General features: G+C 65.6%; 26 protein-coding genes. 6 read left to right on the top strand and 20 right to left on the bottom strand.

What is annotated here, in order from left to right:
- Window positions 1-63: 63 nt before the first annotated feature.
- The 12 genes from flgI to motA form a co-directional block, all read right to left on the bottom strand.
- Window positions 64-1,194 carry a flagellar basal body P-ring protein FlgI gene (gene flgI / locus I6F20_RS11010; RefSeq protein ID WP_036007006.1) on the bottom strand — a complete coding sequence of 377 codons (1,131 nt, stop codon included), beginning with the start codon at window positions 1,192-1,194 and terminating at the stop codon, window positions 64-66.
- Complete coding sequence (gene flgA / locus I6F20_RS11015; protein ID WP_225126170.1) at window positions 1,191-1,667, bottom strand: flagellar basal body P-ring formation chaperone FlgA; 477 nt, start codon at window positions 1,665-1,667, stop codon at window positions 1,191-1,193. The genes flgI and flgA overlap by 4 nt, the downstream gene beginning before the upstream one ends.
- Window positions 1,668-1,680: 13 nt before the next feature.
- Window positions 1,681-2,469 (bottom strand): flagellar basal-body rod protein FlgG, encoded by a 789-nt coding sequence (gene flgG / locus I6F20_RS11020; protein ID WP_036006992.1) that lies wholly within the window; start codon window positions 2,467-2,469, stop codon window positions 1,681-1,683.
- A gap of 18 nt (window positions 2,470-2,487) precedes the next feature.
- Window positions 2,488-2,817 (bottom strand): flagellar hook-basal body complex protein FliE, encoded by a 330-nt coding sequence (fliE, locus tag I6F20_RS11025; protein WP_036006990.1) that lies wholly within the window; start codon window positions 2,815-2,817, stop codon window positions 2,488-2,490.
- Between the two features lie 2 nt (window positions 2,818-2,819).
- A complete protein-coding gene (gene flgC / locus I6F20_RS11030) occupies window positions 2,820-3,236 on the bottom strand; it encodes a flagellar basal body rod protein FlgC (protein WP_036006988.1) in 417 nt (138 codons plus the stop codon).
- Between the two features lie 11 nt (window positions 3,237-3,247).
- On the bottom strand, window positions 3,248-3,649 hold the full coding sequence (gene flgB / locus I6F20_RS11035; RefSeq protein WP_036027427.1) for a flagellar basal body rod protein FlgB: 402 nt from the start codon (window positions 3,647-3,649) through the stop codon (window positions 3,248-3,250).
- Window positions 3,650-3,713: 64 nt separating this feature from the next.
- Window positions 3,714-4,799, bottom strand: coding sequence for a flagellar biosynthesis protein FlhB (gene flhB / locus I6F20_RS11040; RefSeq protein ID WP_225126171.1), 1,086 nt, complete (start codon window positions 4,797-4,799; stop codon window positions 3,714-3,716).
- 13 nt (window positions 4,800-4,812) lie between these two features.
- Window positions 4,813-5,853, bottom strand: a complete 1,041-nt coding sequence (locus I6F20_RS11045) for a flagellar motor switch protein FliG (RefSeq protein ID WP_036027431.1) — start codon at window positions 5,851-5,853, stop codon at window positions 4,813-4,815.
- A gap of 2 nt (window positions 5,854-5,855) precedes the next feature.
- Window positions 5,856-6,230: a flagellar motor switch protein FliN gene (fliN, locus tag I6F20_RS11050; protein WP_036006979.1), complete on the bottom strand. Its 375-nt coding sequence runs from the start codon at window positions 6,228-6,230 to the stop codon at window positions 5,856-5,858.
- A gap of 76 nt (window positions 6,231-6,306) precedes the next feature.
- On the bottom strand, window positions 6,307-6,621 hold the full coding sequence (locus I6F20_RS11055) for a hypothetical protein (RefSeq protein WP_036006976.1): 315 nt from the start codon (window positions 6,619-6,621) through the stop codon (window positions 6,307-6,309).
- The gene (locus tag I6F20_RS11060) at window positions 6,602-7,543 is read right to left on the bottom strand and encodes a flagellar motor switch protein FliM (RefSeq protein ID WP_225126172.1); all 942 of its coding nucleotides are present in this window, start codon (window positions 7,541-7,543) and stop codon (window positions 6,602-6,604) included. Before I6F20_RS11060 ends, I6F20_RS11055 begins: the two co-directional genes overlap by 20 nt.
- On the bottom strand, window positions 7,540-8,436 hold the full coding sequence (gene motA, locus I6F20_RS11065; RefSeq protein WP_225126173.1) for a flagellar motor stator protein MotA: 897 nt from the start codon (window positions 8,434-8,436) through the stop codon (window positions 7,540-7,542). The genes I6F20_RS11060 and motA overlap by 4 nt, the downstream gene beginning before the upstream one ends.
- A 143-nt stretch (window positions 8,437-8,579) precedes the next feature.
- On the opposite strand from motA, the gene I6F20_RS11070 reads away from it, so the two are divergent.
- The 5 genes from I6F20_RS11070 (at window position 8,580) to I6F20_RS11090 (ending at window position 15,005) form a co-directional block, all read left to right on the top strand.
- Window positions 8,580-9,368 carry a DUF1217 domain-containing protein gene (locus I6F20_RS11070; protein ID WP_036006968.1) on the top strand — a complete coding sequence of 263 codons (789 nt, stop codon included), beginning with the start codon at window positions 8,580-8,582 and terminating at the stop codon, window positions 9,366-9,368.
- A 3-nt stretch (window positions 9,369-9,371) separates the two neighbouring features.
- Entirely contained in the window at window positions 9,372-10,100 is a 729-nt protein-coding gene (gene flgF / locus I6F20_RS11075; protein ID WP_036027436.1) for a flagellar basal-body rod protein FlgF, read from the top strand.
- A 40-nt stretch (window positions 10,101-10,140) separates the two neighbouring features.
- Window positions 10,141-11,466: a flagellar protein export ATPase FliI gene (fliI, locus tag I6F20_RS11080; RefSeq protein WP_225126175.1), complete on the top strand. Its 1,326-nt coding sequence runs from the start codon at window positions 10,141-10,143 to the stop codon at window positions 11,464-11,466.
- 815 nt (window positions 11,467-12,281) lie between these two features.
- Window positions 12,282-12,917, top strand: coding sequence for a MarR family winged helix-turn-helix transcriptional regulator (locus I6F20_RS11085; RefSeq protein WP_036006959.1), 636 nt, complete (start codon window positions 12,282-12,284; stop codon window positions 12,915-12,917).
- Between the two features lie 1,023 nt (window positions 12,918-13,940).
- On the top strand, window positions 13,941-15,005 hold the full coding sequence (locus I6F20_RS11090; protein ID WP_036006955.1) for a ketopantoate reductase family protein: 1,065 nt from the start codon (window positions 13,941-13,943) through the stop codon (window positions 15,003-15,005).
- 22 nt (window positions 15,006-15,027) lie between these two features.
- On the opposite strand, the gene I6F20_RS11095 is transcribed toward I6F20_RS11090, so the two are convergent.
- Together I6F20_RS11095 and I6F20_RS37940 are read right to left on the bottom strand one after the other, a co-directional pair.
- Complete coding sequence (locus I6F20_RS11095) at window positions 15,028-15,612, bottom strand: LysE family translocator (RefSeq protein WP_036027459.1); 585 nt, start codon at window positions 15,610-15,612, stop codon at window positions 15,028-15,030.
- A complete protein-coding gene (locus I6F20_RS37940; protein WP_275945379.1) occupies window positions 15,609-15,734 on the bottom strand; it encodes a hypothetical protein in 126 nt (41 codons plus the stop codon). Before I6F20_RS37940 ends, I6F20_RS11095 begins: the two co-directional genes overlap by 4 nt.
- A 119-nt stretch (window positions 15,735-15,853) precedes the next feature.
- On the opposite strand from I6F20_RS37940, the gene I6F20_RS11100 reads away from it, so the two are divergent.
- Window positions 15,854-17,368: a helicase HerA domain-containing protein gene (locus I6F20_RS11100; RefSeq protein WP_225126177.1), complete on the top strand. Its 1,515-nt coding sequence runs from the start codon at window positions 15,854-15,856 to the stop codon at window positions 17,366-17,368.
- A gap of 158 nt (window positions 17,369-17,526) precedes the next feature.
- On the opposite strand, the gene I6F20_RS11105 is transcribed toward I6F20_RS11100, so the two are convergent.
- Genes I6F20_RS11105 through I6F20_RS11130 form a run of 6 tightly spaced genes read right to left on the bottom strand, consistent with a single transcriptional unit; the run spans window position 17,527 to window position 23,388 of the window.
- Window positions 17,527-18,264: an ABC transporter ATP-binding protein gene (locus I6F20_RS11105; protein ID WP_036027461.1), complete on the bottom strand. Its 738-nt coding sequence runs from the start codon at window positions 18,262-18,264 to the stop codon at window positions 17,527-17,529.
- Window positions 18,261-19,109, bottom strand: coding sequence for an ABC transporter ATP-binding protein (locus I6F20_RS11110; protein WP_225126179.1), 849 nt, complete (start codon window positions 19,107-19,109; stop codon window positions 18,261-18,263). Before I6F20_RS11110 ends, I6F20_RS11105 begins: the two co-directional genes overlap by 4 nt.
- Window positions 19,109-20,932, bottom strand: coding sequence for an ABC transporter permease (locus I6F20_RS11115; protein ID WP_225126181.1), 1,824 nt, complete (start codon window positions 20,930-20,932; stop codon window positions 19,109-19,111). Before I6F20_RS11115 ends, I6F20_RS11110 begins: the two co-directional genes overlap by 1 nt.
- Window positions 20,933-20,985: 53 nt before the next feature.
- Window positions 20,986-22,143: an ABC transporter substrate-binding protein gene (locus I6F20_RS11120; protein WP_225126183.1), complete on the bottom strand. Its 1,158-nt coding sequence runs from the start codon at window positions 22,141-22,143 to the stop codon at window positions 20,986-20,988.
- Window positions 22,144-22,201: 58 nt separating this feature from the next.
- Window positions 22,202-22,777 carry an alkylhydroperoxidase domain protein gene (locus I6F20_RS11125; protein WP_036006929.1) on the bottom strand — a complete coding sequence of 192 codons (576 nt, stop codon included), beginning with the start codon at window positions 22,775-22,777 and terminating at the stop codon, window positions 22,202-22,204.
- An 11-nt stretch (window positions 22,778-22,788) separates the two neighbouring features.
- On the bottom strand, window positions 22,789-23,388 hold the full coding sequence (locus tag I6F20_RS11130) for a CMD domain protein (protein WP_036006927.1): 600 nt from the start codon (window positions 23,386-23,388) through the stop codon (window positions 22,789-22,791).
- Between the last annotated feature and the right edge of the window lie 17 nt (window positions 23,389-23,405).

Here is a 23,405-nt window from a genome sequence, read left to right on the forward strand (position 1 = left end):
CCGCGTGCGATTCTCGCTTCAGACCTGAGCATTGAGCGACCAAGCTTGCACGACGCTTGCGCATCATTGCACGATGACGTCGGCCTGGAGCGCGCCTGCCGTCTTGATCGCCTGCAGGATCGCGATGATCCCCGATGGCTTCAGGCCAATCTGGTTCAGCCCGCGCACCAAGCGCTGGAGATCGACCCCGCTCAGGATCGCCACCTGCGATCCGGCCTCGTTGGCTTCGACCACGGTCTGCGGGACGACCACCGTCTGTCCCCGCGAGAACGGCGCCGGCTGCGACACAACCGGCATCTCCGTGACGCGAACCGTCAGATTGCCGTGGGTCACGGCAACGGTGGATATCCGCACGTCGCGCCCGATCACGACCGTGCCGGTGCGCTCGTTGATCACGACCCGCGCCGGCGTATCCGGCTCGACCACCAATTCGCCGATCTCGGCGAGGAAGCGGACAGGGCCGACATGACGCGGCTTCGACAGCACGATGGTGCGGTAGTCGCGCTCGAAGGCGATCTGCGCGCGGTAGCGACCGCCGGCGTAGCGGTTGACAGCGTCGAGGATGCGCGTTGCGGTGACGAAGTCCGGGTTCTTCAGCTGTAGCACCAGGAACTCCATCTCGTGGAGACTTCCCTGCACCTCGCGTTCGACCAGCGCACCGTTCGGGATGCGCCCGGCCGTCGGCGTGCCCTGGCTGACGTTCTGCGCCTGGCCTCCGACGCTGTAGCCGGCAACCGTGATCGCGCCCTGTGCCACCGCATAGACGGCGCCGTCCGCCGCACGCAGCGACGTCATCACCAATGTGCCGCCGAGCAGCGACGTCGCATCGCCGAGCGAGGACACGGTGACGTCCATGCGCTCGCCGGGCCCGATCGAAGGCGGCAGGTCCGCCGTCACCATCACCGCTGCGACGTTGCGCGTGCGCAGCGTGGTCGGACGCGGGGGATTGTTGGTGCTCGTGGTCTCGTTCCTGACGTTGATGCCCATGTTCTCGAGCATCGACTGCAGGGACTGTTCGGTGAACGGAGCGTTGCGCAGCGTGTCGCCGGTACCGTTGAGGCCGATGACGAGGCCGTAGCCGACGATCTGGTTCTCGCGCAAACCCTTGATGTCCGCGATGTCCTTGATGCGGACGGCGGCCTGGGCGCCGGCGGCCGACACCAGCAGCATGAGCGCAAGCAGGAGCCTGGTCATGACCCGTCCATGACCTTGACGCTGCCGTCCGGCTGGACGACGCCCCTGATGATCACGCCGGTGTCCGTGTTGCGCACGGGGATCAGCGCGCCGGCCGCACCCGACTGCATGGCCGAGCCGTAAGTGACGATGGACAGGCCGCTGTCCTCGACCACGACCTTGACCATGGCGCCGCGCGCGACGGTCCAGGGGTCCTCCACCGCATTGGTTGGAATGGGCTGGCCCGGCAACAGCGCGCGCCGCGCCATGCGACCGACCAGGATCTGGCGTCCCTCGATGAACATTGCGACGCCGAGCAGGCTCGGCGCGAAGGCGCGCTCGGTGATCATCTCCTCGCGGATCATCTCGCCGGCGCGGATCGAGACGGCCGGTACGGGAAGCCGCTTCTCCTCGGCCGCGGCGGCCCGCGCCGCGGCGAGAACCAGCAGCACGGCGGCCAACCCGCGCACGATCAGGCCCACCCTGTTCAACATCGAGACACCGGAACTAGCGCATGCCCTTCGAGACCGTCTGGGCCATTTCATCCGAGGCCTGGATGACCTTGGCATTCATTTCGTAGGCACGCTGTGCCGAGATCAACTCGGTGATTTCCTTGACCGGGTCGACGTTCGAGGCCTCGAGCCATTTCTGGTTGATCTTGCCATAGCCGGCATCGCCCGGCAGACCGACGACCGGCGTGCCGGACGCCGTGGTCTCCTTGTAGAGATTGCTGCCCAGCGGCTCGAGACCCGCTTCATTGGCGAAGTTGGCGAGGTTGAGCTGGCCGATCTGCCGCGGATTCACTTCCGTGTCGAGCTTGGCAAACACCTGGCCGGTCTGGTTGACCGTGACCTCGACCGTCCCCTGCGGGATGGTGATCGCGGGATCCAGCAGGTAACCGTCGATCGTGACCAGCTGAGCGTTGGCGTTGACGTTGAACGAGCCCGCACGGGTGTATTGCACCTCATTGTTGGGGCCGAGCACCTGAAACCAGCCACGTCCGTTGATCGCGAGATCATAGGGATTGCCCGTCTGCGTCAGCGCGCCCTGGATGTGCAGCTTGCGGATCGCCGCGGACTTGACGCCGAGGCCGAGATTGGCACCTTCCGGAATCGGCGACGAGCCGTTGGTGTTCGCGACCCCCTGCATGCGGTCCATCTGGTAGAACAGATCGGTGAACTCCGCGCGCGCCCGCTTGTAGGAGGTCGAGTTGATGTTGGCGATGTTGTTCGCGATGACTTCGATGTTGGTCTGCTGGGCGTTCATGCCCGTGGCCGCAATGGCGAGCGATTTCACTGGTCCCACTCCTTCAGATCAAATCGACATCCGAACGACTTCCTGGTAGGCCTGGACGACCTTGTCGCGAACCGCGACCGCCGTCTGCAGGGCCTGCTCGGCCGACATCAGCGCCTCCACGACGCGGCGCGTCGATTCCTTGCCCTGCATTGCCGAGATCGATGCCGCCTCGCCCGCCTTCAGCGTCCCGATCGCATCCGACGTCACCTGCTTCATCACCGATTCGAAGCCAACGTCGTCACTGGTCTGGATCGCGGTGGTCGCCGCCGGCGAGACGGCCTGCGTCTCGGTCGCACGGCTCGCGGCTTGCCCTGCGGAAATCGCGGTGGATGAAATCGCCTCAAGCATGGTCAGCTCCTCAAGAGATCGATGGTCATGCCGAGCATGGACCTCACCTGCTTCACGACCTGGAGATTGGCCTCATAGGAGCGGTTGACCTCCCGCATGTCGGCCATCTCGATCATCATGTTCACGTTCGGCAGCTTGACGTAGCCCGCCTTGTCGGCGGCGGGATGCCCCGGATCGTATTCCACCCGGTAAGGCGTGGTGTCGACCCCGATCTCCTTGACCTTCGCGAGCTGCGCGCCCGAGGCGCGATCCATCGCCGCATCGAAGGTGATGGTCTTGCGCTGATACGGATCGGCGCCGGCGGCGCGCCCCGTCGAGGTGGCGTTCGCGAGATTCTCCGAGACGATGCGCATGCGCGTCGACTGCGCTTCGAGCCCGGAGCTTGCGACCGTCAGCGAGGCGCTCAATGAGTCCAGCATGTCAATTCACCTCAGGCCTTTGCACTCGACAGCACCATGCGGTGAAACGACCGGACGATCGCCGCGTTCATCGAATAGTCGCGATTGACGTCGCTGCCCTTGATCATTTCCTGCTCGAGGCTGACGGAGTTGCCGGAGTGAACCACTTCCCAGCTGTCCTTCTTCGCGGTCGCCCGCGTGTCGGTCTCGGCTGCGGCCAATTGCATGTGCGAAGGCGACGTCGTCGCAAGCCTCACCGGCATGCCATCGAGCACCTTGTTGAACGGCTCGACGTCGCGCGCCCGAAAGCCCGGCGTGTTGGCGTTGGCGACGTTGGTGGCGATGGTCGACTGACGCAGCTCGAGATAGCGCGCCTGCGACGATGCGAGTTCGAAGAGAAAAAGCGGTCCCACGACGGCCCCATTCTGATCCATTCGGGACGAGCCTAGGGCGTTAAGCTTTCGTCAAGCTGTTGCGCGAAGCACCATCCTCGGAAATCTATCGAACGTTCTCGGGCCGCGCCGCCTGCTTGGATTGGAGGAAGTAGATGATCTCGGCAACGGGCCGGAAGAATTCCGCCGGAATCACCTGATCGACCTGGACTGCCTCGTAGAGCGCGCGCGCCAGCGCCTTATTTTCGATGACGGGGATTCGGTTCTGCTCGGCAATCTCGCGGATCTTCAGCGCGATCACGTCCATGCCCTTGGCCACGACCAGCGGCGCGGCGTTTTCCTCGCGCTTGTAGCGCAGCGCGATCGCGAAGTGCGTCGGATTGGCAATCACCAGCGTCGCGCGCGAGGCCGAGGCGATCATGCGCTGGCGCGAACGGTCGCGCGCCAGCGAGCGCAGGCGCGCCTTGATCAGGGGATCGCCTTCCGCCTGCTTGTGCTCGTCCTTGATCTCCTGCTTGGTCATGCGCAGCTCGCGCCGCCAGTGGAAGCGCGCCCAGGCGAGATCGATCGCCACCAGCACGATGGTGGCGATGCAGATCGCCGAGACGATGCGCATCGCGATGTTGAGGATCATCTCCGGCAGCGCGACCGGGTCGGTGTACATGGCCTCGAACGCCCTCGCTTCGGACGCGCGCAGCACGAAGGCGACCACGGCGGTCACCGCGGCGAGCTTGAACAACGACTTGGCGAACTCGATCAGGCCCTGCGTCCCGAACAACCGCTTCCAGCCGCTGACGGGAGAGATTCGCGACAAGTCAGGCTTGATCCGCTCGAGCACCAGGCGCGGCGCGTTTTGCAGCAGCGAGGCCGCGAGCCCGAACACCACCAGGATGACCACCAAGGGCACCAGGAACCGCAGCGCCTGCAGGCCGACCACGGTGAGCAGGTTCTGCGCGTCCGCACCGGTCGAGAGCGGGAAGCCCTCGGGATCGTCGAGCAGGCTCTTCAGCGTCGGCGTCAATTGCTGCACGCCCTGGCCGATCAGGAATGCCTGGATCACCATCAGCGCGGCCATCGAGGCGAAAATGGAGGCCTCCCGAGAGACCGGAATCTTGCCCTGTTCGAGCGCATCGCGGACTTTCTTCTCGGTCGGCTCTTCTGTCTTGCTCTCCTGATCGGATGTTTCTGCCATGCCCGTTCAGCGGTCAGCGGAAGACCAGCCCATCCTCCTGCTCGGGGTTGAGCTCGATTTCGCCCTTCTCCGCGAGGTCGAGTGCAAGGTCGGTGATCACACGGCGCGCCTCGAGCACGTCGCGCTGGTTCGACGGCTCGCCGATCGCGAGCTCGGCCTCGACGACGCGGCGGACGCGCGAGGCGACCGCGGACAGGATCACCTCGCGGAAATGCTTGTCGGTGCCCTTCAGTGCGACCACGATGCGGTCGGTCGGAACCTGGTCGAAGATCATGGTGCGCGCCTTCGGCGCCAGGTTGATGACGTCGTCGAAGGTGAACAACAGCTCCTTTAGCACCTCGGCCGACTTCGGACGCTTCTCCGACAGGCTCTTCAGGATGTCCTCGATGTGGCCGCGCTCCATCTTGTTGATGATGTCGGCGACGCGGGCGTAGGTGTCGGCGCCGAGGTTGCGGGCGAAATTCAGCGTCAGATCTTCGTGCAACGTCTTCTCGAGGACCTTCATCGCGTCATCAACGATCGGCTTGAGGCTGAGCACGCGCCGCATCAACTCGTTGCGCAGACTCGACGGCAGCTGGCTCATGACCTTGGCGGCGCAGGACGGCTTGACTTTGGACAGGATGAGCGCCGCGGTCTGCGGATGCTCCTTGGACAGGTAGGTGGCCAGCGAATTTTCCGACACCGACGAGACGCGGTCCCACACAGAGCGGCTCGAATTGCCGAGTAGGTCCGTCATGATCGCCGAAACCTGATCGGCCGGAAGCACGTCGCCGAGCACCGCTTCCAGGCCACCGAGGGTGCCGAGAATGTTCGCGCCCATCGAGAACTGCTGGGCGAACTCCTCGACGATCCCCTCGAGCTCCTGCGCGGTGATCGGCCGCAGCTCCGCCGCCGCCTTGGTGACGATGCGGATCTCCTGCGGCTCGAACTGCTGAAGCACGCTCGCCGCCGCCTGCCGGCCCATGGCCAGCAGGAGCGCGGCGACCTTTTCCGTGCCGCCCAGCGTGGTAACGCCTCGCTGCTTGACGGGAGCGATGCCGACCGGTGCCGCCATGGTCAGGTATCACCCTGCCCCAGCGGTCCGACGATCTCCGTGAGTGAGACGCCGAAGCGGGAATTGTCCTCTTCGACGACGACCACCTCGCCGCGGGCGACGATGCGGCCGTTGACGACGACGTCGACGGGCTCCCCGACCCGGTGATCGAGCGGAACCACCGCGCCGCGTCCGAGCTTCATCAGGTTCGCCACCGGAATGGTCGCCGATCCCAGCACCACCTGCATGGTGACGGGAATGCGCAAGATGGCGTCGACATTGGCGAACTTGCCGGTCTCCTCGGCCGTGCGCTGGGCGATCTCGGCCAGGCGTTCCAGCGGTGACGTCTCGGTCTCAGCCGATGCAGGTGCAGACTCGTAGTCGAATGATTGCGCCATATGGTATCGCCTCTTGGTACTTCCGCTGCCGGAGCGCCGTGGCGTTCCGGCCGTATTGCTCTGCCGGTGCCGGCATTCAGTGCTTGTTCAGCTCGGCGGTCGCGGCCGTCGCCGCGGGTGCGAGCCCGCTGCGCGCATCGAGCGCTGCGATCGCCTCGTGAGCCTGATCGATCTTCGTGCTCAGCACGTTGGCGAGGCGTCCGAGATTCGCCGTGGAATCGTGCGCCGCGGTGATGACCGTGTCGAAGGCACCCGCGGTCTCGTGCATGATGGTTGAGAATTCGCCCTGATAGCTGCGCAGCCGCGCCAGCTCGCGATGCATCCTGGTCACCCGCAGGCTGGTGAAGGCGAGCGCAACCAGCAGCACGATATCAACGAGATAGGATATCATCGACGAACTCCCGCTTCTGATCGACGGGATCTGCCACCTGCATGGCGTAATAGCCGTCGAGCTGGCCGATCTGACACCAGAACAACACCTGATTGTTGCTTTCGAGACGGGCCAGCGTGCGCGGCGTGGCCTCGAGCTCGAGCACTTGCCCGACCTCGAACTTCACGACGTCGCCGAGCGTCACCATCTTCTCGTCGAGGACGGCGCTGAGGGTCACCTCGGTCCGCTGCACCTCGCTTTCCATCTGTTCGCGCCAGCGTGGGTCGGCGGCGCGACCGTCGCTGACGACCACGTGAGCGAGCTTCTGACGCAGCGGGTTGAGCGCGGAGTGCGGAATGATCAGGAACATCTGACCGCCGCGGTAGAGTGCCTGCACCATCATGTTCGCGCAGATCGACATGTTGCTGGCGCGTCCGATCGCCAGCGACGCCATCGCGGTCTCGACACGCTCGACGCGGAAGGTGACGTTGGACGTTCCGGCGAAGGCGCCTTGCAGCGCCTTGGCGAACCGCTCGAACAGCGCCTGGACCAGCCGTATCTCAATGTTCGAGAACGTCCGTTCGACGTCAAGCGGCGGTTCCGCTCCGTCAGAGCCGAACATCGCCTCGACCATCGTGAATACGAAGTCGCGGTCGAGCATGATAATGACGCGCGAATCCCACTGCTCGGCATAGAGCACGGCCGCGACCGCGTTGCCCTCGTAGTCCTTGATGATGTCGCCGAGCGGATCGTTGGTGATGCCGTTGACCGAGAAATAGCAGGGCGTTCCGGCCATCGGCTGCAGGCTGTCGGTGCACGATGCCGCCATGCGATCGAAGATCACATTGAGCATCGGCATACGCTCGATCGATATGCCGGCAGCGTCCAGCAGGTAGTTCGGCAGCTGCTTGCGCTGGTCGACTTCTGCGTCTTCTATCATCATGCGCGCGCCGCCTTGGGTTCAGCGTCGGCAGCGACGGGCTTGGGACCTGCGATCGTCTCGTTCTCGACGACGTCGATCGAGGGACGTTCGCTGCTGGAGATCATCTTGCGGCCGTGCTCGACGGCGATCTGCGGCATGGCACCGTTCATGAACGCCAGCAGCGTCTGCTTGACGATGATGTAGGGCCGGCATTTCTTCTCACGCGTCATCTTGATCTTGATCGCGAAGGGCGAAAGCACGCCATAGGACAGGAAGATGCCTGCGAAGGTGCCCACCAGGGCTGCACCGATAAAGCCGCCCAATAGCTTCGGAGACTGGTCGAGCGCGCCCATCGCCTTGATGACGCCAAGCACGGCGGCGACGATGCCGAGCGCCGGCAGCGCCTCGGACACCGTCACCAGCGCATGATAGGGCGCCAGCTTGCCTTTCACGATGGTATGGATCTCCTCGTCCATCAGTGCCTCGATCTCGTGCGTGCGCGCATTGCCCATGATGATGAGACGGACATAGTCGCAGATGAACTGGAGCAGCGAGGGATCTCCGAGCACGCTCGGGAACGCCTTGAAGATCTCGGAATTCGAGGGGTCGTCGATATGCGCCTCGACTTCGTTGCGCCCCTTGCCCCGCAGCTCGCGCATCAGAGCGTGGAGCGCGCCGAGCAAGTCAAGGTAGTAGCGCTGGCCGGGCACCGCGCCGGTGATGGCCTGCATGCAGGCGACGCCCGTGTCCACCACCGTCTTCCATGGATTGGCCACGATGAAGGTGCCGACCGCGGTTCCGATGATGATCACGAACTCCCACGGCTGCATGAGCACGGCCAGGTGCCCGCCCATGGCGGCAAAGCCGCCGAGCAGCGCCGCTACCGTGATGAAAATCCCCACGAAACTGCCCAACGCGCCGCTCCATCGCCGATCCCACCTGGAATACCTAGTCGGCGACGCTTGCGCGAAGCTGGCTTCGAGGTCGCCAGCCCCGCGCAAGCAATTGGCGGCAGCTTGAAGCGGGGTCGCGACCTGCGGCCAGAGGGGCGCGTGTCATGCTATCCACCATCGCGGACTACACCAGGCTGACCAAGGACATGGGCAAGTCGCTGACGCAGGTCGCGAAGCAGCCGGACGTCAGCCGCGACACCGACTATTTCCTCGGCCATATCGGCAAAGTGAAGACCATCGACGATTTCCTGAAGGACTATCGTCTCTATTCCTATGCGATGAAGGCCTATGGCCTCAGCGACATGACCTACGCCAAGGCGTTCATGCGCAAGGTGCTGACCGAGGGGGTCACGAGCAAGGACGCCTTCGCCAACAAGCTGACCGACACCCGCTACCGGCAATTCGCGACCGCCTTCAATTTCGCCGCACTCGGCGACAAGGCGACCCAGACCGCCGCGGCCACGACCGGCACCGCGACCCAGTACGTCACGCAGACGATGGAGGAGAAGGCCGGCGATCAGAACGAAGGCCTGCGTTTGGCGCTGTATTTCACCCGCAAGGCTTCCACGATCACGACCGCCTACCAGATCCTGGCCGACAAGGCGCTGACGCAGGTGGTGCAGACCGCGCTCGGCCTGCCGTCGACGATCAGCGCGGCGAACATCGACGCCCAGGCCAAGATGATCGCGGACAAGATCAAGCTCACCGACTTCCAGGATCCGGCCAAGGTGACCAAGTTCGTGCAGCGCTTTGCGGCGATGTGGGATGCGACCCAGGCCCGGAACGACAGCTCGACCAATCCCGCGCTGGTCCTGATCGCCGGCGCCGCGACGTCGGTCAGCATGGATACCAACGTGCTCACGACGCTTCAGAACATCAAGTTCAACAGGTAAGTCATGCAATCGGCTCTCTATGTGGGATTGTCGGCGCAGGTCGCCCTCGAAAAGCGCCTCCAGACGATCGCCAACAACGTCGCCAACGTCAACACGGCCGCGTTCCGCACCGACGTGGTGAAGTTCGAGACCGTGCTGTCCAAGGCCGGTCCGACGCCGGTGGCGTTCTCCTCGCCCGGCGACAACATCATCTCGCGCGAGATGGGCAACATTACCGAGAGCGGCAACCCGCTGGACGTCGCCGTGGTCGGCCAGGGCTGGATCGCCTTCGCCGGTCCGAACGGCACGGTCTACACGCGCGACGGCCGGCTCCAGATCGCCCCCAACGGCGATCTTCAGACCGTGAGCGGCTTTCCGATCGTCGATTCCGGGGGCGCGCAGATCACGCTCGACCCGAACGGCGGACCGATCTCGATCGCGCGCAGCGGCGCGATCATCCAGGACAACAACGAGATCGGCACCATCGGCCTGTTCAGCATTCCGGCCGACGCCAATCTCGAACGCTACGGCAATTCAGGCGTGACGCCCGACCGGCCTGCGACCGCCATCGCGGACTTCTCCCGGGACGGCTTCAAGCAGGGCTATGTCGAAGGCTCCGGCGCCAATCCGATGCTCGAACTGACGCGGCTGATCTCGGCCTCGCGCGCTTTCGATGGCACCAACTCGATGATCGAGGGCACCGAGAGCTCGCTGCAGAACGCGATCCGGACCCTCGGCGAACCCGGCAAGTAGATTGCGCGCCAAGCGCGCAGGATGAGGTTGGACGGTTTCCTTGAACGCTCTTCGGCAACTCGAGTGGGCGCTGCTGGAGCTTCAGCAGAGCACTCCCCTGGCAAGCGTCAGTGGCGCGATCTCCGAGATCGCGCCGACGCATTTCCGCGTCTCCGGCCTGTCGCGCTTCGTCAGGCTCGGCGAGCTCATCGGCGTCGATTGCGGCGGTAAGCGCCAGATCGGCGAGGTGGTGCGGATCGACAGCGAGGGCATCATCGCCAAGCCGTTCGACCGGCAATTTGGCGGCGGGCTCGGCTCGGCGGCCTACCGGATGCCGCCGCTGTCCTTCGCGCCCGATCCGAGCTGGAAGCGCCGCGTCATCAACGCCCTCGGCGCGCCGCTGGACGGACAGGGGCCGCTCACGCAAGGGTCGCAGGCGGTCTCGACGGAGGCGGAGGCGCCGTCGGCCATGAAGCGTGCGCGCGTGCACAAGCCGCTGCGCACCGGCGTACGCGTCATCGACCTGTTCGCGCCGGTCTGCGCCGGCCAGCGCGTCGGCATCTTTGCCGGATCGGGCGTCGGCAAATCGACGCTGCTCGCGATGCTCGCCCGCAGCCAGGGCTTCGATACGGTCGTGCTGGCCCTGGTCGGCGAGCGCGGCCGCGAGGTGCGCGAGTTCATCGAGGACGTGCTGGGCAACGACCGTCATCGCGCTGTCACAATCGTCTCGACGGGCGACGAAAGCCCGATGATGCGGCGACTGGCGCCGAAGACGGCGATGGCGGTGGCCGAATATTTCCGCGACCGCGGCGAATCGGTCCTGCTGATGGTGGATTCGATCACCCGTTTTGCCCACGCCGCCCGCGAGGTCGCGCTCGCCGCCGGCGAGCCCGCGGTGGCGCGCGGCTACGCGCCGACGGTCTTCACCGATCTGCCGCGCCTGCTCGAGCGCGCCGGTCCGGGCGAGGAGGGATCCGGCACCATCACCGGGATCTTCTCCGTGCTGGTCGACGGCGACGATCACAACGAGCCGATCGCCGACACCATCCGCGGCACGCTCGATGGGCACATCGTGCTCTCAAGGCACATCGCCGACCAGGCGCGCTATCCGGCCGTCGATGTTCTGGCCTCGGTCTCCCGCCTCGCCCACAACGTCTGGGACCCCGAGGAGCGCGAATTGGTGAGCAAGCTGCGCGCCATGATCGCGAAATACGAGGACACGCGCGACCTTCGCCTGATGGGCGGTTATCAGCCGGGACGTGATTCGGGCCTCGACCAGGCGGTCGAGATGGTTCCGCGAATCTACAACGCGATGCGACAGGGCGCGTCGGCGCCGCCGAGCGCCGATCCGTTCCGCGAGCTTCGGGACATGCTCAAGGGCGACTGACGGGTGGAGAGGGTGAGGCGCCTGCCGTCCGCCCTGCCCGTGGTTTTCGACAAGAGATTGCGCATGTCGCTACGCTTCCAGCGCATGCGCGTGCACACCGGCTCACCCATTTTCGTCGTGAGCGAATTCGCCGTTCGCGGTGTGCACGAGCTGGCAAGCGCTGTGCAAGCGATCGAAGAGTCTATTCTGCAAGCACGACGGGAACAACCGCCGCGTGCAATTCCAATGAGTTCCCTCGACGATTCCGCGGCAGAACGCACAAGTTGTGGATGACGTGCCGCCAAACGTCATCGTGATGCACAAGCTTCGATCAGTTTGCATCAACGCAAGACAACAACGCGCGTGCAATCAAACTCTCACAATATCGAGTGCATATTACTCGCCGCGCCATGTATTGCGTTCACCATCATGTGTCCCGAACAACGAGATTGCCCTTGAACGTTACATTCGCCTGCCACGACATCCAGCCTGTGAGAGGGTCTCTACTTGATTTTGTTGAGAAGCTCATCCATCGTTTTGGTTGAGTATAAGAAACGTCTGCTTGTGACTTGAACTTTGGGGGCTTCGGTTGAGCCACTCCGATCCACCGTTTGCCGGCGACGGCAACCCGAGCTCCCGCGCGACGACCACGCCGTTGGCATGCCATCAGCGATACGGCTTCTCGCTGCGGACGATGCGACGCTCCTCGGCCGAGGTCGGGCGCGGTGCGATCCGCGCCATTGTGCGAGAGTTCGACAGGGCATGCTCGTCTGACACTCAGGGCGCAAAGCGGCTTCGGGACGCCGCAGACGAAGTTCCGGGGACGAGGTAGATTCATGCCATTGGCGCGGGAAGCCGTCGAGCTGCTGGTTCAGGCGGCGCGGGCTTGGTATTTCGAAGGCAATCAGCATGGATTGCGCGATCGGGAATGGATGGCGCTGCGCTTTCTCGGGCGCGCCAACAGGTTTTCGCGCACGCCGTCCGCACTGGCCGGCTTCATCGGCGCCACACGCGCGACGGCGTCGCAGATCGTGAAGACTCTGGAGAGCAAGTCGTTCCTGGTGCGAAAGCCGTCGCATGAGGACAAGCGTTCCGTCGTCCTGCACGTCACGCCGCAGGGCGAGAAATGCCTGAGCCAGCACGACCCGATCAATCACGTGGTCAACGCGGTGACGTCGCTCGGGACCGAGGAGTGCATCAGGCTGCGCGACTCTCTCCGCGAGATCCTCAATCACCTCGATGCTGCCCATCAACGGCTCGAAGCGAGCATCTGCCGGGACTGCATGTTTCTCGCAGAGCGCGGGCCGGGCACCGGCAAGGGGCGTGGAAACGCCGAATTCATGTGCCGGCTCTATCGTGCTCCGATCTCGCTCGAGGAGACCGAGCTGCTCTGCACCAGCTTCGAGCGCACGCGTGACCGCCCCAAGATCGAGCAGCATCTCGACCGCGAGCGCATGGCGAGCCAGGGCTGAGGCCGCCAAGAAGCGGCGCTCCATCAACGTCATTGCGAGCGAAGCGAAGCAATGACGGAGTATGAGGCGATAGCTCGCTCTCCGAGTGACGGCTGTCATTCCCCGCGAAGGCGGGGAATCCAGTACGCCGCGGCCTCTGCATTGAACAACTGTCGTCTCGGAGTACTGGATCGCCCGGTCAAGCCGGGCGATGACAGCGAGTGTGTGGTCGCAGACGTGCATATTCATTCTCGCGACTGATTTCGCCCGAGCTTTGCTTCGTCTCGCCGCCCTCATCGGCAAGAGGGCGCAGGGAAGACCGGGTGCTGACATCGCACCCGCGGTCCGCTGCGCAAAACGCACACGCAGAAAACCGCACAGCAGCATACAGGTGGTGCCAATCACTCGGCCTTCCCTGCGCGATGGCCGGACGGCTTATGCCGTGCTCTCCCGGGAGCCGAGTTCCTTCTGGCCTCCCTCACCCTCGCAAAAGTCACCGGCACCGCGCCGGTTGACGCCAATGCCGCATTCGCGAGAGCTTGACCGTAGCAACGACGGCCAGGACCACACGGTTTTGCCGTACGCACGGCCCGCCATTTCGCCCGCAGTATTCCCTGACACCGTCGACAGCGCCGGAAACTTACAGACGAGACGAAACCTAGCAGCGCCGTTCGTCCGCGCGCGGCCGCGAGCTCACCGGGGACTACCCTCCCTGCCCGCACCTTTCGCGCCCGACGCTGCCGCGTCCACCGCAAGCCCGGCTCGCGACAATGACGACCTCATGATCGCCCCTCGAGATTGAGCCGGGATGACCGACACATACGACAAATCCGAATTTCGGTAAAGAAGAATATCTTTGCTTCACTGTGTTGACACGAGACCGAAACAGGCCGCCAGGCTGGCCCTCGAACCCGCGGGGACCAGACGCACCCTTGTATGCATTATCCCAGTTGCCATTCCCCTGCGCTTCGCTTTACATGCCCTCAACTGCCCCGCGGAACGGCCGGGGCCGGAAAAATCACACAGATTTCCAGGGGACGGAGCATGGCGCGCAACATATTGATTCTTGGGGCTTCTTACGGCTCCCTGCTGGGCACGAAGCTGCTGATGGCCGGGCACAACGTGACCCTGGTCTGCCGCGCAAAGACCGCGGAGCTGATCAACCGCGACGGTACCGAGGTGCGCATTAAGCTACGCGACGAGGCGGTGCACCGGGCGATCTTCTCCCGCAACCTCCCTGGCAAGCTCGACGCGGTGACGCCGGCCAATGTCGACCTCTCCCGCTACGATCTGGTCGGCCTCGCGATGCAGGAGCCGCAATACACCAACCACACGGTGCGCGTCCTCATGGTCAAGATTGCCGCGGCGAAGCTGCCGTGCCTGTCGATCATGAACATGCCGCCCCTGCCCTATCTGAAGCGGATTCCGGCACTCGCCGACATGGATCTCGAGGAGGCCTACACCAATGCGCAGGTGTGGGAGCGGTTTGAGCCCGGGCTGGTGACGCTGTGCTCGCCCGACCCGCAGGCCTTCCGGCCGCCGGAAGAGGCCGCCAACGTGCTGCATGTCGGCCTGCCCACCAACTTCAAGGCGTCGGTCTTCGCCGACGAGAAGCACAACAAGCTGCTGCGCGAGCTGGAGGCCGACATCGACGCGGTGACGCTCGACGGCCACGACGTGCCGGTGAAGCTGAAAGTGTTCGATTCCCTGTTCGTGCCGCTGGCGAAATGGTCGATGCTGCTGACCGGCAATTACCGCTGCATCACGCCGAACGAGCCGCAGTCGATCCGCGACGCCGTGCACGGCGATCTCAATCGTTCGCAGACGATCTACGACCATGTCGATGCGATCGCCCGCCGCCTCGGCGCCGATCCGCAGGACCAGGTGCCGTTCGCGAAGTACGCCAAGGCCGCGGAGAGCCTGCTCAAGCCGTCATCGGCGGCGCGCGCGGTCGCGAGCGGTGCGCCCTTCATCGAACGCGTCGACCTGCTGGTGAAGCTGATCTCGCATCAGCTCGGCGTGCCCAACGCCGAGATCGACCGCACCGTCGACACCGTGGACCAGAAGCTGAACGAGAAGATCGTGCAGGGCGGCTCCGGCGCGCAGTAGCGCCGCTCCCACCGAGGTCCGCTCAGGCAACCAGGAAGGATTGCAGCCAGATCAGGCCGGTCACGGCGACCAGCGTAACCGCGCCGGTGCGCGTGACGAGGTCAGGGCGCCCGAGGCGACGGGCGCCGCGGCCGAGCGTTGCGCCGAGAATGATCCACGCGGCGCCGGCGGTGAGAATCTGCAGCACGATCACGCCGAGCCACGGCAGCAGTTCGAGCGGCCCGGCCCCAAGCGGCAGCAGCAGGAACGCGAAGACCAGTGCTTTCGGGTTGAGCAGCGTCGTCAGCAGCACCTGGCCGAACGTCACCGCAGCGCCGTCGCGCAGCTCGCGCGTATTGACGCGCCAGAGCATGACCGCGAGGCACAGGATGTAGATGGTCACGGCGACGCGGAGCAGCAGCGCCGCAATCGGGATGTCGCTGATGACCGGACCGAGCGCCAGCCGCAGCACCGCGATCGCCAGCAGATAGCCGCACAGTTCCGCCGCAAGCAGATGAAGGGAGCGCGAGATGCCCGCTCCGGCCCCCGATGTCGCCAGCAGGGTGTTGGTCGGCCCCGGCACCGCCAGCAGGAAATAGGTCGCCGTGAAGAAGGTCAGAAAGGTCATACGGCCGGATAGCAGGTCTCGGGCCCGTCGATCTTGATCTGCGTCATTTCGGGCCGAGCGATGGCGGTCTGCACCATCTTCCCCGAGCCGGCGCCGTTCGGCACCGGGTTCCTGCCGCGCACGGCGGAGCTTTCCGGTTTTGGCGTGGGCAACACCATCTGATTCGCGCTGGAGCGCTCGACGCGCCGCGGCTGGATTGATAAGCCGCTGTCCGCGAATGACGGGACTTTGAGTCGGGGACATGACGGTTGCGATCGAGATGGGGCAGACCACGGCAGGCGCCGCGGCCGCCATGGACCTCGAGGAACTGCTGGCGACCCGTCTCCTGGTGCAGGGCAATTCGGGCTCCGGCAAGTCGCATCTCTTGCGGCGGCTGCTGGAACAGAGCGCCCCCTGGGTGCAGCAGGCCATCATCGATCCCGAGGGCGACTTCGTCACGCTGGCCGAGCGCTTCGGCCATCTGGTGATCGAGGCCGAGGATCACACCGAGCGCGGCCTCCAGGTCGCGGGCGAGCGCGCACGGCTGCATCGCGTCTCCACCGTGCTCAATCTCGAAGGTCTCGACGCCGAGAACCAGATGCGGCGCGCGGCTGCGTTCCTTGGCGGGATGTTCGACGTCGACCGCGATCATTGGTACCCGATGCTCGTCGTCGTCGACGAAGCGCAGTTGTTTGCGCCGGCGGTGGCGGGCGAAGTCTCGGACGAAGCACGCAAGCTCTCGCTCGCCGCCATGACCAATCTGATGTGCCGCGGCCGCAAGCGCGGGCTTGCCGGCATCATCGCAACCCAGCGCCTGGCCAAGCTCGCCAAGAACGTCGCGGCCGAAGCCTCGAACTTCCTGATGGGGCGGACCTTCCTCGACATCGACATGGCCCGCGCCGCCGACCTGCTCGGCATGGAGCGGCGGCAGGCGGAAGCCTTCCGCGATCTCGAGCGCGGTCAGTTCATGGCGCTGGGACCTGCGTTGTCGCGCCGGCCGCTGCGCCTCAACATCGGCCCGACCGAGACCAGCCCGCGCAATTCGACACCGCGGCTGATGCCGCTGCCGGAAGCCACGCTTGAAGATGCCCGCGCGGTCATCCTCGCCGCACCGCCGCCCGATGCCAGCCGGCCGCAGCGACGGCCGGCTCCGGATCTGCTCGAGCAGCTTCGCGCGGCGAAGGCCGCCGCGGTGCCGGAGATTCGGGTCGAAGTGGTCGAGGCTCCCGTCAGTGCCGAAGAGCTCGCCGAGCGGCGCGATCGCGTGGATCGCACGCTGCGTGCCGTGATGGCCGAGCCCGACGCCGGCTTCCGCGCCATCGGCGTGCTCTATCAGGAGTTCGTGGTTCGCTGCCGCATCGAGGGGTTAGGGGCGGCGGTGCCCGATCTCAACGAATTCCGTCGCATGCTGACGCATGCGCGCGCCGGGCTCGGGACGGATCTCACCGAAGACGACGCCTGGCAGGACGTGGCGCTGCGCGCCTCGATCCTGCCCGACGACATGCAGGGCGTGTTCATGATGATCGCGCGCGCGGCGAAGGAAGGCTGGCCCTGCCCCGGCGATGCCGCGATCGCCCGTGCCTACGGCTCGCACTCGCTGCGCCGCGCGCAGCGCCTGCTCGGCTACATGGAGGAGCAGGGCCTGATCGTCGTCCAGCTCGACGGCGGCGGCCGCCGGATCGTGACGCTGGTGGAGCTCGCCTGGGCGACCGCGCCGGGCGATCCCAACGGCGATGATCAGCCGGCGGAGCAGGTCGCGAGCGCGGCGTCGGCTTGACACGGGATGGAGGTCGTCATGCCCGGGCTTGTCCCGGGCATCCACGTTCTTCGTGCCGGGAGGCAAGACGTGGATGGCCGGGTCATAGGCGAGCGCAAGCGACGCCGTCCTTCGGACGGCTATGCCCGGCCATGACGCGGAGAGGTCAGCGCACTGCGTCAGGCCGCCTCGGAGCCGCCGAGATAGGCGTCGCGGATGCGGGGGTCGTCTTTCAGCGCGCGCGCGGGGCCAGACAGCACGATCTTGCCGGTCTGCAGCACATAGGCCTCGTGCGCGATCTCGAGCGCGAGGCTGGCGTTCTGCTCGACCATGAAAACCGAGACGCCCGCCTGGTTGATGCTGCGGATCAGCTCCAGCACGCGATCAACATAAAGCGGCGACAGGCCCATGGTCGGCTCGTCCATCACGATCATGCGCGGGCGGCTCATCAGCGCGCGCGCCATCGCCACCATCTGCTGCTCGCCGCCGGACAGCGAGCCGGCGCGCTGCGACAGCCGCTGGCCGAGCTTCGGGAACAGCGTCAGCATCCTGTCGAGATCCTGCGCGATGGCGTCGCGGTCATTGCGCACGAAGGCGCCCATCAGGATGTTCTCGCGCACGCTCATGTCAGCGAACAGCCGCCGCGCCTCCGGCACGGAGCCGATGCCGCGGCGGACGATCTGCGGCGTGGAGAGCCCGATCAGCGAAGCGCCGTCGAACGTCACCTCGCCCGAGCGCGGCTTCACCAACCCTAAGATGATCTTCATCGTGGTCGACTTGCCGCTCGCGTTGCCGCCGAGCAGGCAGACAATGTGGCCGCGCGCGACCGTGATCGACAGGTCGAAATGCACCTGGGCCTGACCGTAGAAGGTGTTGACATCAGACAAAGCCAGCAGTGCTTCGGGTGCGCTCGTCATGCCGCGCTCTCCTGCTCCGTCGTCCCTGACAGTCCGTGGCCGAGATAGGCCTCGATCACCTTGGGATCGCTCCGCACCTGCTCGCCCGGCCCTTCCGCGATCTTCTTGCCCTCGTCCATGACGATGACGCGGTCGGACAGGCGCATCACCATCTCCAGCTTGTGCTCGATCAGCAGGATGGTCAGCCCTTCGGCTTTCAATTCGGCGACGAGCCCCTGCATCTCCGCGGTCTCGGTCGGGTTCATGCCGGCGGTGGGCTCGTCGAGCAGCAGCAGCCGCGGCTTCAGCGCGAGCGCACGCGCGATCTCGACGCGGCGGCGGTTGGCGTAAGACAGACTATAGGCGGGCTGGTCGATGCGCGGCAGCAGCCGTTCGCCGAAACGCGCGAGGATGGCCTTCACCTCCTCGCGCAGCCGCTCCTCCTCGGCCCTGACGCGCGAGGGACGCAGCAGGGCCAGACCCAATTCCAGCAGCGGGCCGATCACCGGCACGGTCGGCTTCACGGCGCGCAGCCGCGTGTGCGCGCCGATCAGGACATTGTCCATGACGCTGAGATTGCCGAACACGCGGCCGAGCTGGAAGGTGCGCGCGATGCCTTCGGCCGCGAGCCGCTCCGGCGACAGGCCGGTGACGTCCTGCCCTTCGAAGCTGACTGCGCCGGCATCGGGCCGGTCCAGCCCGGTGACGAGATTGAACAGCGTTGTCTTGCCGGCGCCGTTCGGGCCGATGATGCTGATCAGCTCGCCCCTGGCAAGGTCGAGGTCGATCGTATCGACCGCGGTGAGGCCGCCGAAACGGCGCGTCAGGCCGCGCAGGGACAGCATGGCGTGAAGCTGCTTCTCCATCAGACCGTTCCCAACAGGCCCTGCGGCCTGAACCGCACCAGAAGCAAGAGAACGATGCCGTAGATCAGGATGCGGTACTCGGCCGCGATCCGGAACACCTCGGGCAGGCCGACCAGCGCGACCGACCCGACGATCGCGCCGACGACGTTGCCGAGGCCGCCGAGGATCACGACGGTCAGCGCCAGGATGGATTGCTGCGTGTTGAAGGTCTCGTGGTTGATGTAGGAATAGAGATGCGCGGCGATGCCGCCGCTGACGCCGGCGGCGAAGCCGCCGAAGATGAAGGCGATCGACTTGTAGCGGTTCAGGCTGAGGCCATAGGCGCGCGCGGCGATGTCGTCGTCGCGGATGGCGCGAAAGCTGCGGCCGAGATGCGAGGTAAGCAGCCGTCCCTGCAGCAGCGCCAGCACGACCATCACCGCAAGGCTGAACCAATAGACCGAGGTCGGGCTGATCAGGTCATAGCCGAACAGCGACAGCGGCGGAATGCCGGAGATGCCGATCGGGCCGCGCGTCACGCTCTCCCAGTTCAGGATCACCAGCGCCACGATCTCGCCGATCGCGAGCGTCGCGATCGACACGTAATGCCCGCGCAGGCGGAAGGACGGCGAGATCAGGAGCGTGCCGAGCGCGGCGCTCATCAGGCCACCGCCGATGACCGCAAGTCCGGCCGGAACGGCCAGCACCAGCGACAGCAATGCGGAGGTGTAGGCGCCGATCGCAAGCAGCGCGGCATGACCGAGCGACACCTGCCCCATCGTGCCCGCAACCAGCGTCAGGCTGAGCCCGAGCATGCCGAGCAACCAGGCATTGACCAGGGTCTGGAGCACGTAGAAGGACACCGGGAACAGCGGCAGGATCGCAAAGCCGGCAACAGCGACCAACAGCGCCCAGCGCGGAATATTCACCGGGCGGCTCGGCGCGATGAACGTGCCGGTGAGCGGCTCGGGCGGCGCCTGCCGTGCGCTGACGAACAGGCCGTTCGGCCGCAGCACGAGCACGACGACGAGCAGCAGGAACGCGAACAAATTGCGGTAGCTGGTGCCGAGCACGGCGACGCCGTAGCTCTCGACGAGGCCCAGCAGCAGGCTGCCGATCACCGCGCCCGGCACGTTGCCGGCACCGCCGACGACTTCCGCGACGACGCCCTTGAGCGTCGCCTGAAGGCTCATCGCCGTGTCGATCTGGTTGTAGTACATGCCGACCAGCATGCCGGAGACGCCGCCGAGCGCCGCCGCGATACCGAACACGGCCTGATTGACCCGGTTGACGTCGACGCCCATCTGCATGGCGGCGTCGCGGTCCTGTGCCGTGGCACGCACGGCCCAGCCGAGCTTGGTGTAACGCAGGAACACGAACAGCAGCAGCGCACTGGTGAGGCCGACGCCGGCAATGAGCAGATCAAGCGGCCCGATCGTCCCGCCACCGACCTGGAAGCGGACATCGGGCAACTGGCTCGGCAGCGCGCGCGGATTGGGCGAGAAGATCAGCATCACCAGTTGATCGAGCACGAAGCTGATGCCGATGGTCGCGAGCAGCGGCGCGATGCGCACCGAGTTTTGCAGCGGCCGTAGACCGAATCGCTCGATGATCAGACCGACGATCGCCGCGGCCACGGCGACCACGATGATGGTGAGAGGCAGCGGCGTGTGCAGTTGCACCACCGCGATCCAGCCGATATAGGCGCCGACCAGATAGATCGAGCCTTGCGCGAAGTTGATCAGCCGGCTGACGCCGAAGATCAGCGCGAGCCCGACTGCAACGAGCGCGTAGACATTGCCGACGATCAGCCCGTTGATGGTGTGGTCGAGCCAGGAGGACACGCAGCATTCCTAATCAGGGAGAAGCGGCCGGAGCGATCGCTTCGGCCATCACATCAGGTCGGCTTGCCGTCCCAGAGCGCGAACTGGCCCTTGCGCACGACGAGTTCGGCGTTCATGGCGCCCTTGACGCGGCGGCTCTCGACGTCGAACGTGGCCTGACCGAAGATGACGCTGGAGACGTCCTTCACCTTGGCGAAGGCATCGCGGATGGCGCGGCGGTCGGTGCCGCCGATCTTCACCACGGCAGCGGCCATGTTCATCGCGTCATAGGAGTATGCATTGAAGGCGTCGGGCTCCTGCCCGTTGTACTTGGCCTTGAAGCCGTCGATGAACTTCCTCACCTCGGGCCGCGGATCTTGCGGGAAATAGCGCGTGCCGAGATGGACGTCCTCGACCGCCTCGCCCCCGAGCTCCAGGAATTTCGGCGAGTACACCGAGCTGGCCGCGCAGATCGTCTGCTTCAGGCCGACCTGGCGGGCCTGGCGCGCGATCAGCGCGCCGTCGGAATAATAGGAGATCAGGATCAGCCCGTCCGGGCTGGCGTCGCGCACGCGCACCAAGGTGGAGCGGAAGTCGCGTTCCTCGGCGATGTAGCCCTCGGTGATCGCGACCTCGGCGCCGTATTCCTTGGCCGCCTTGACGAAATGGTCGCGGCTGGTACGGCCCCAATCGGTGTTGAGGTGCAGCACCGCAAGCTTCTTCAGGCCGAGCCGCCTGACGGCGTAGGACGCCAGTAGCGGCTGCTCGTCGGCCTGGCTCACGGACGTGCTCCACATGAAGTCACCGCCCTTGGTGAAGTCGGGGTGCGAATTGGTGAAGCCGAACTGCACCAGGCCGCCGCGCTGATAGATCGGGGAGGCCGCCATCGAGGCGGGACTGGAGAAATCGCCGAGCTCCATGACGATGCGGGGATCGGAGACGAATTTCTGGGCGATCGCGACCGACTGGCGCGGATCGCTCTGGCTGTCCTCGAACTGGTAGGCGAGCTTGCGGCCGTTGATGCCGCCGGCGGCGTGAATCTCGTCGAGCGCGAGATCAAAGCCCTGCTTCCACTGCGCGCCATATTGCGCGTTCGGTCCCGTGAGGGGGCCGCTGACGCCGAGCAGGATCGGCTCGGCGGATTGCGCCAGTGCGGCGCGCGAGAAGGCTGTGCCAGCCATCATGGCGGCGAGCGAGCCTTTGACCAGGGTACGGCGATCGATGTTGCTCATTCACGGCTCCATCCATTCAATGTTGATACAGCAGCAATTCTCGTGCCGGTAAGATTGCCTATTTCGAGGGCTCGCCGAGCGACAGCATCAGCCGATTCGCCCAGTTGAAGAACGAGGCGCCGTTGATGACGTCGACGATCTCGGCGTCGTCGAGACCGGCGCGGCGCAGCTCGGCGATATTGTCAGGCCCGAATGCGATCGGCGTTGCGGCCAACGCCACCGAGGCCTTGACCACCGCATTCCAGCGCTCGCCGAGATCGGCCCCAACGCCCTCGTCGAGCAGGCGCTGGACGTCGTCGCGCCGTTTGGAATAGGTGCTGGCGAAGCGCGCATGCACGGAGGCGCAATAGATGCAGCCGTTGTAGCGCGAGGTCGCGGCAGCGGCGAGCTCGCGCTCGGCGCGCGGCAGGCCGTCGGCGACGTTGTAGAAGATGTCCTTGTCGGTCTTGGTGCGGGCTTCCAGCACTTCGGGATCGCGCACCAAAAGACGAAAGTATTCCGACTTGGCGCGGGCGCGGTCGACGAGGCCGGCGTAGTGCCGCTCGGTCAGCTCGGCCTCGGGCAGCGGGTCGATCCACGAGACCCAGCCGAGCTCGTCCTGGGTGAAGACGACGGGCGGATTGACGGTGCTCATGATTGGGCCTCCTACGCGCTTGCCGCGGCGAGCGTGCGCAGGCCGCTGACGACGCGCACCTGGAACGACAGGAACGCAACGAGCTGGGACAACGTGACGATGCCGGTGGATGACCAGCCGGCAGCCAGTAGCGCCTTCATGTCGGCGGACGCGGCATCGCGCGGGTGGAAGAGAAGCAGATGCGCGTGCTCCAATGCTGCGACCAGCCTGGCGCCGAGGACAGGCTTGCGCTCCGCGCTGACGCGATAGATCAAGCCGGCCTTGTTCTCGATCGACAACGGACCGGCCGGATAGGCGCCGTATGGGCCGGAGGTCTTGCCGCGCTCGATCTCGGCGTTGATCGCATCGAGCAGAGGCGCGCCATCCGCAGTCGCGGCAAGCTTGTCGCGATAGAAGGCGGCGACGGGGGACTCGCCATGGAGCCCGGTCACGAAGGCCGCGACCACCGCGCGCTCGGCAAGCGAAAAATCGCCGGCCTCGATCGGCTCGAACAAAGCGAGATAGCTCTTCTGCGCATTCTCGCGCGCCTGCAGGCGGCGCGCGCGGATGGCGTCGAGCGTGGAGCCGGGCTCGATGCCGGCGAGCGTGTCGATGATGTCTTGCGTTCCCATTATTCAGCCTCGTGCAA

Origin of the sequence: Bradyrhizobium sp. IC3123, assembly GCF_020193625.1 — a bacterium.
Taxonomy (GTDB): Bacteria; Pseudomonadota; Alphaproteobacteria; order Rhizobiales; family Xanthobacteraceae; genus Bradyrhizobium; species Bradyrhizobium yuanmingense.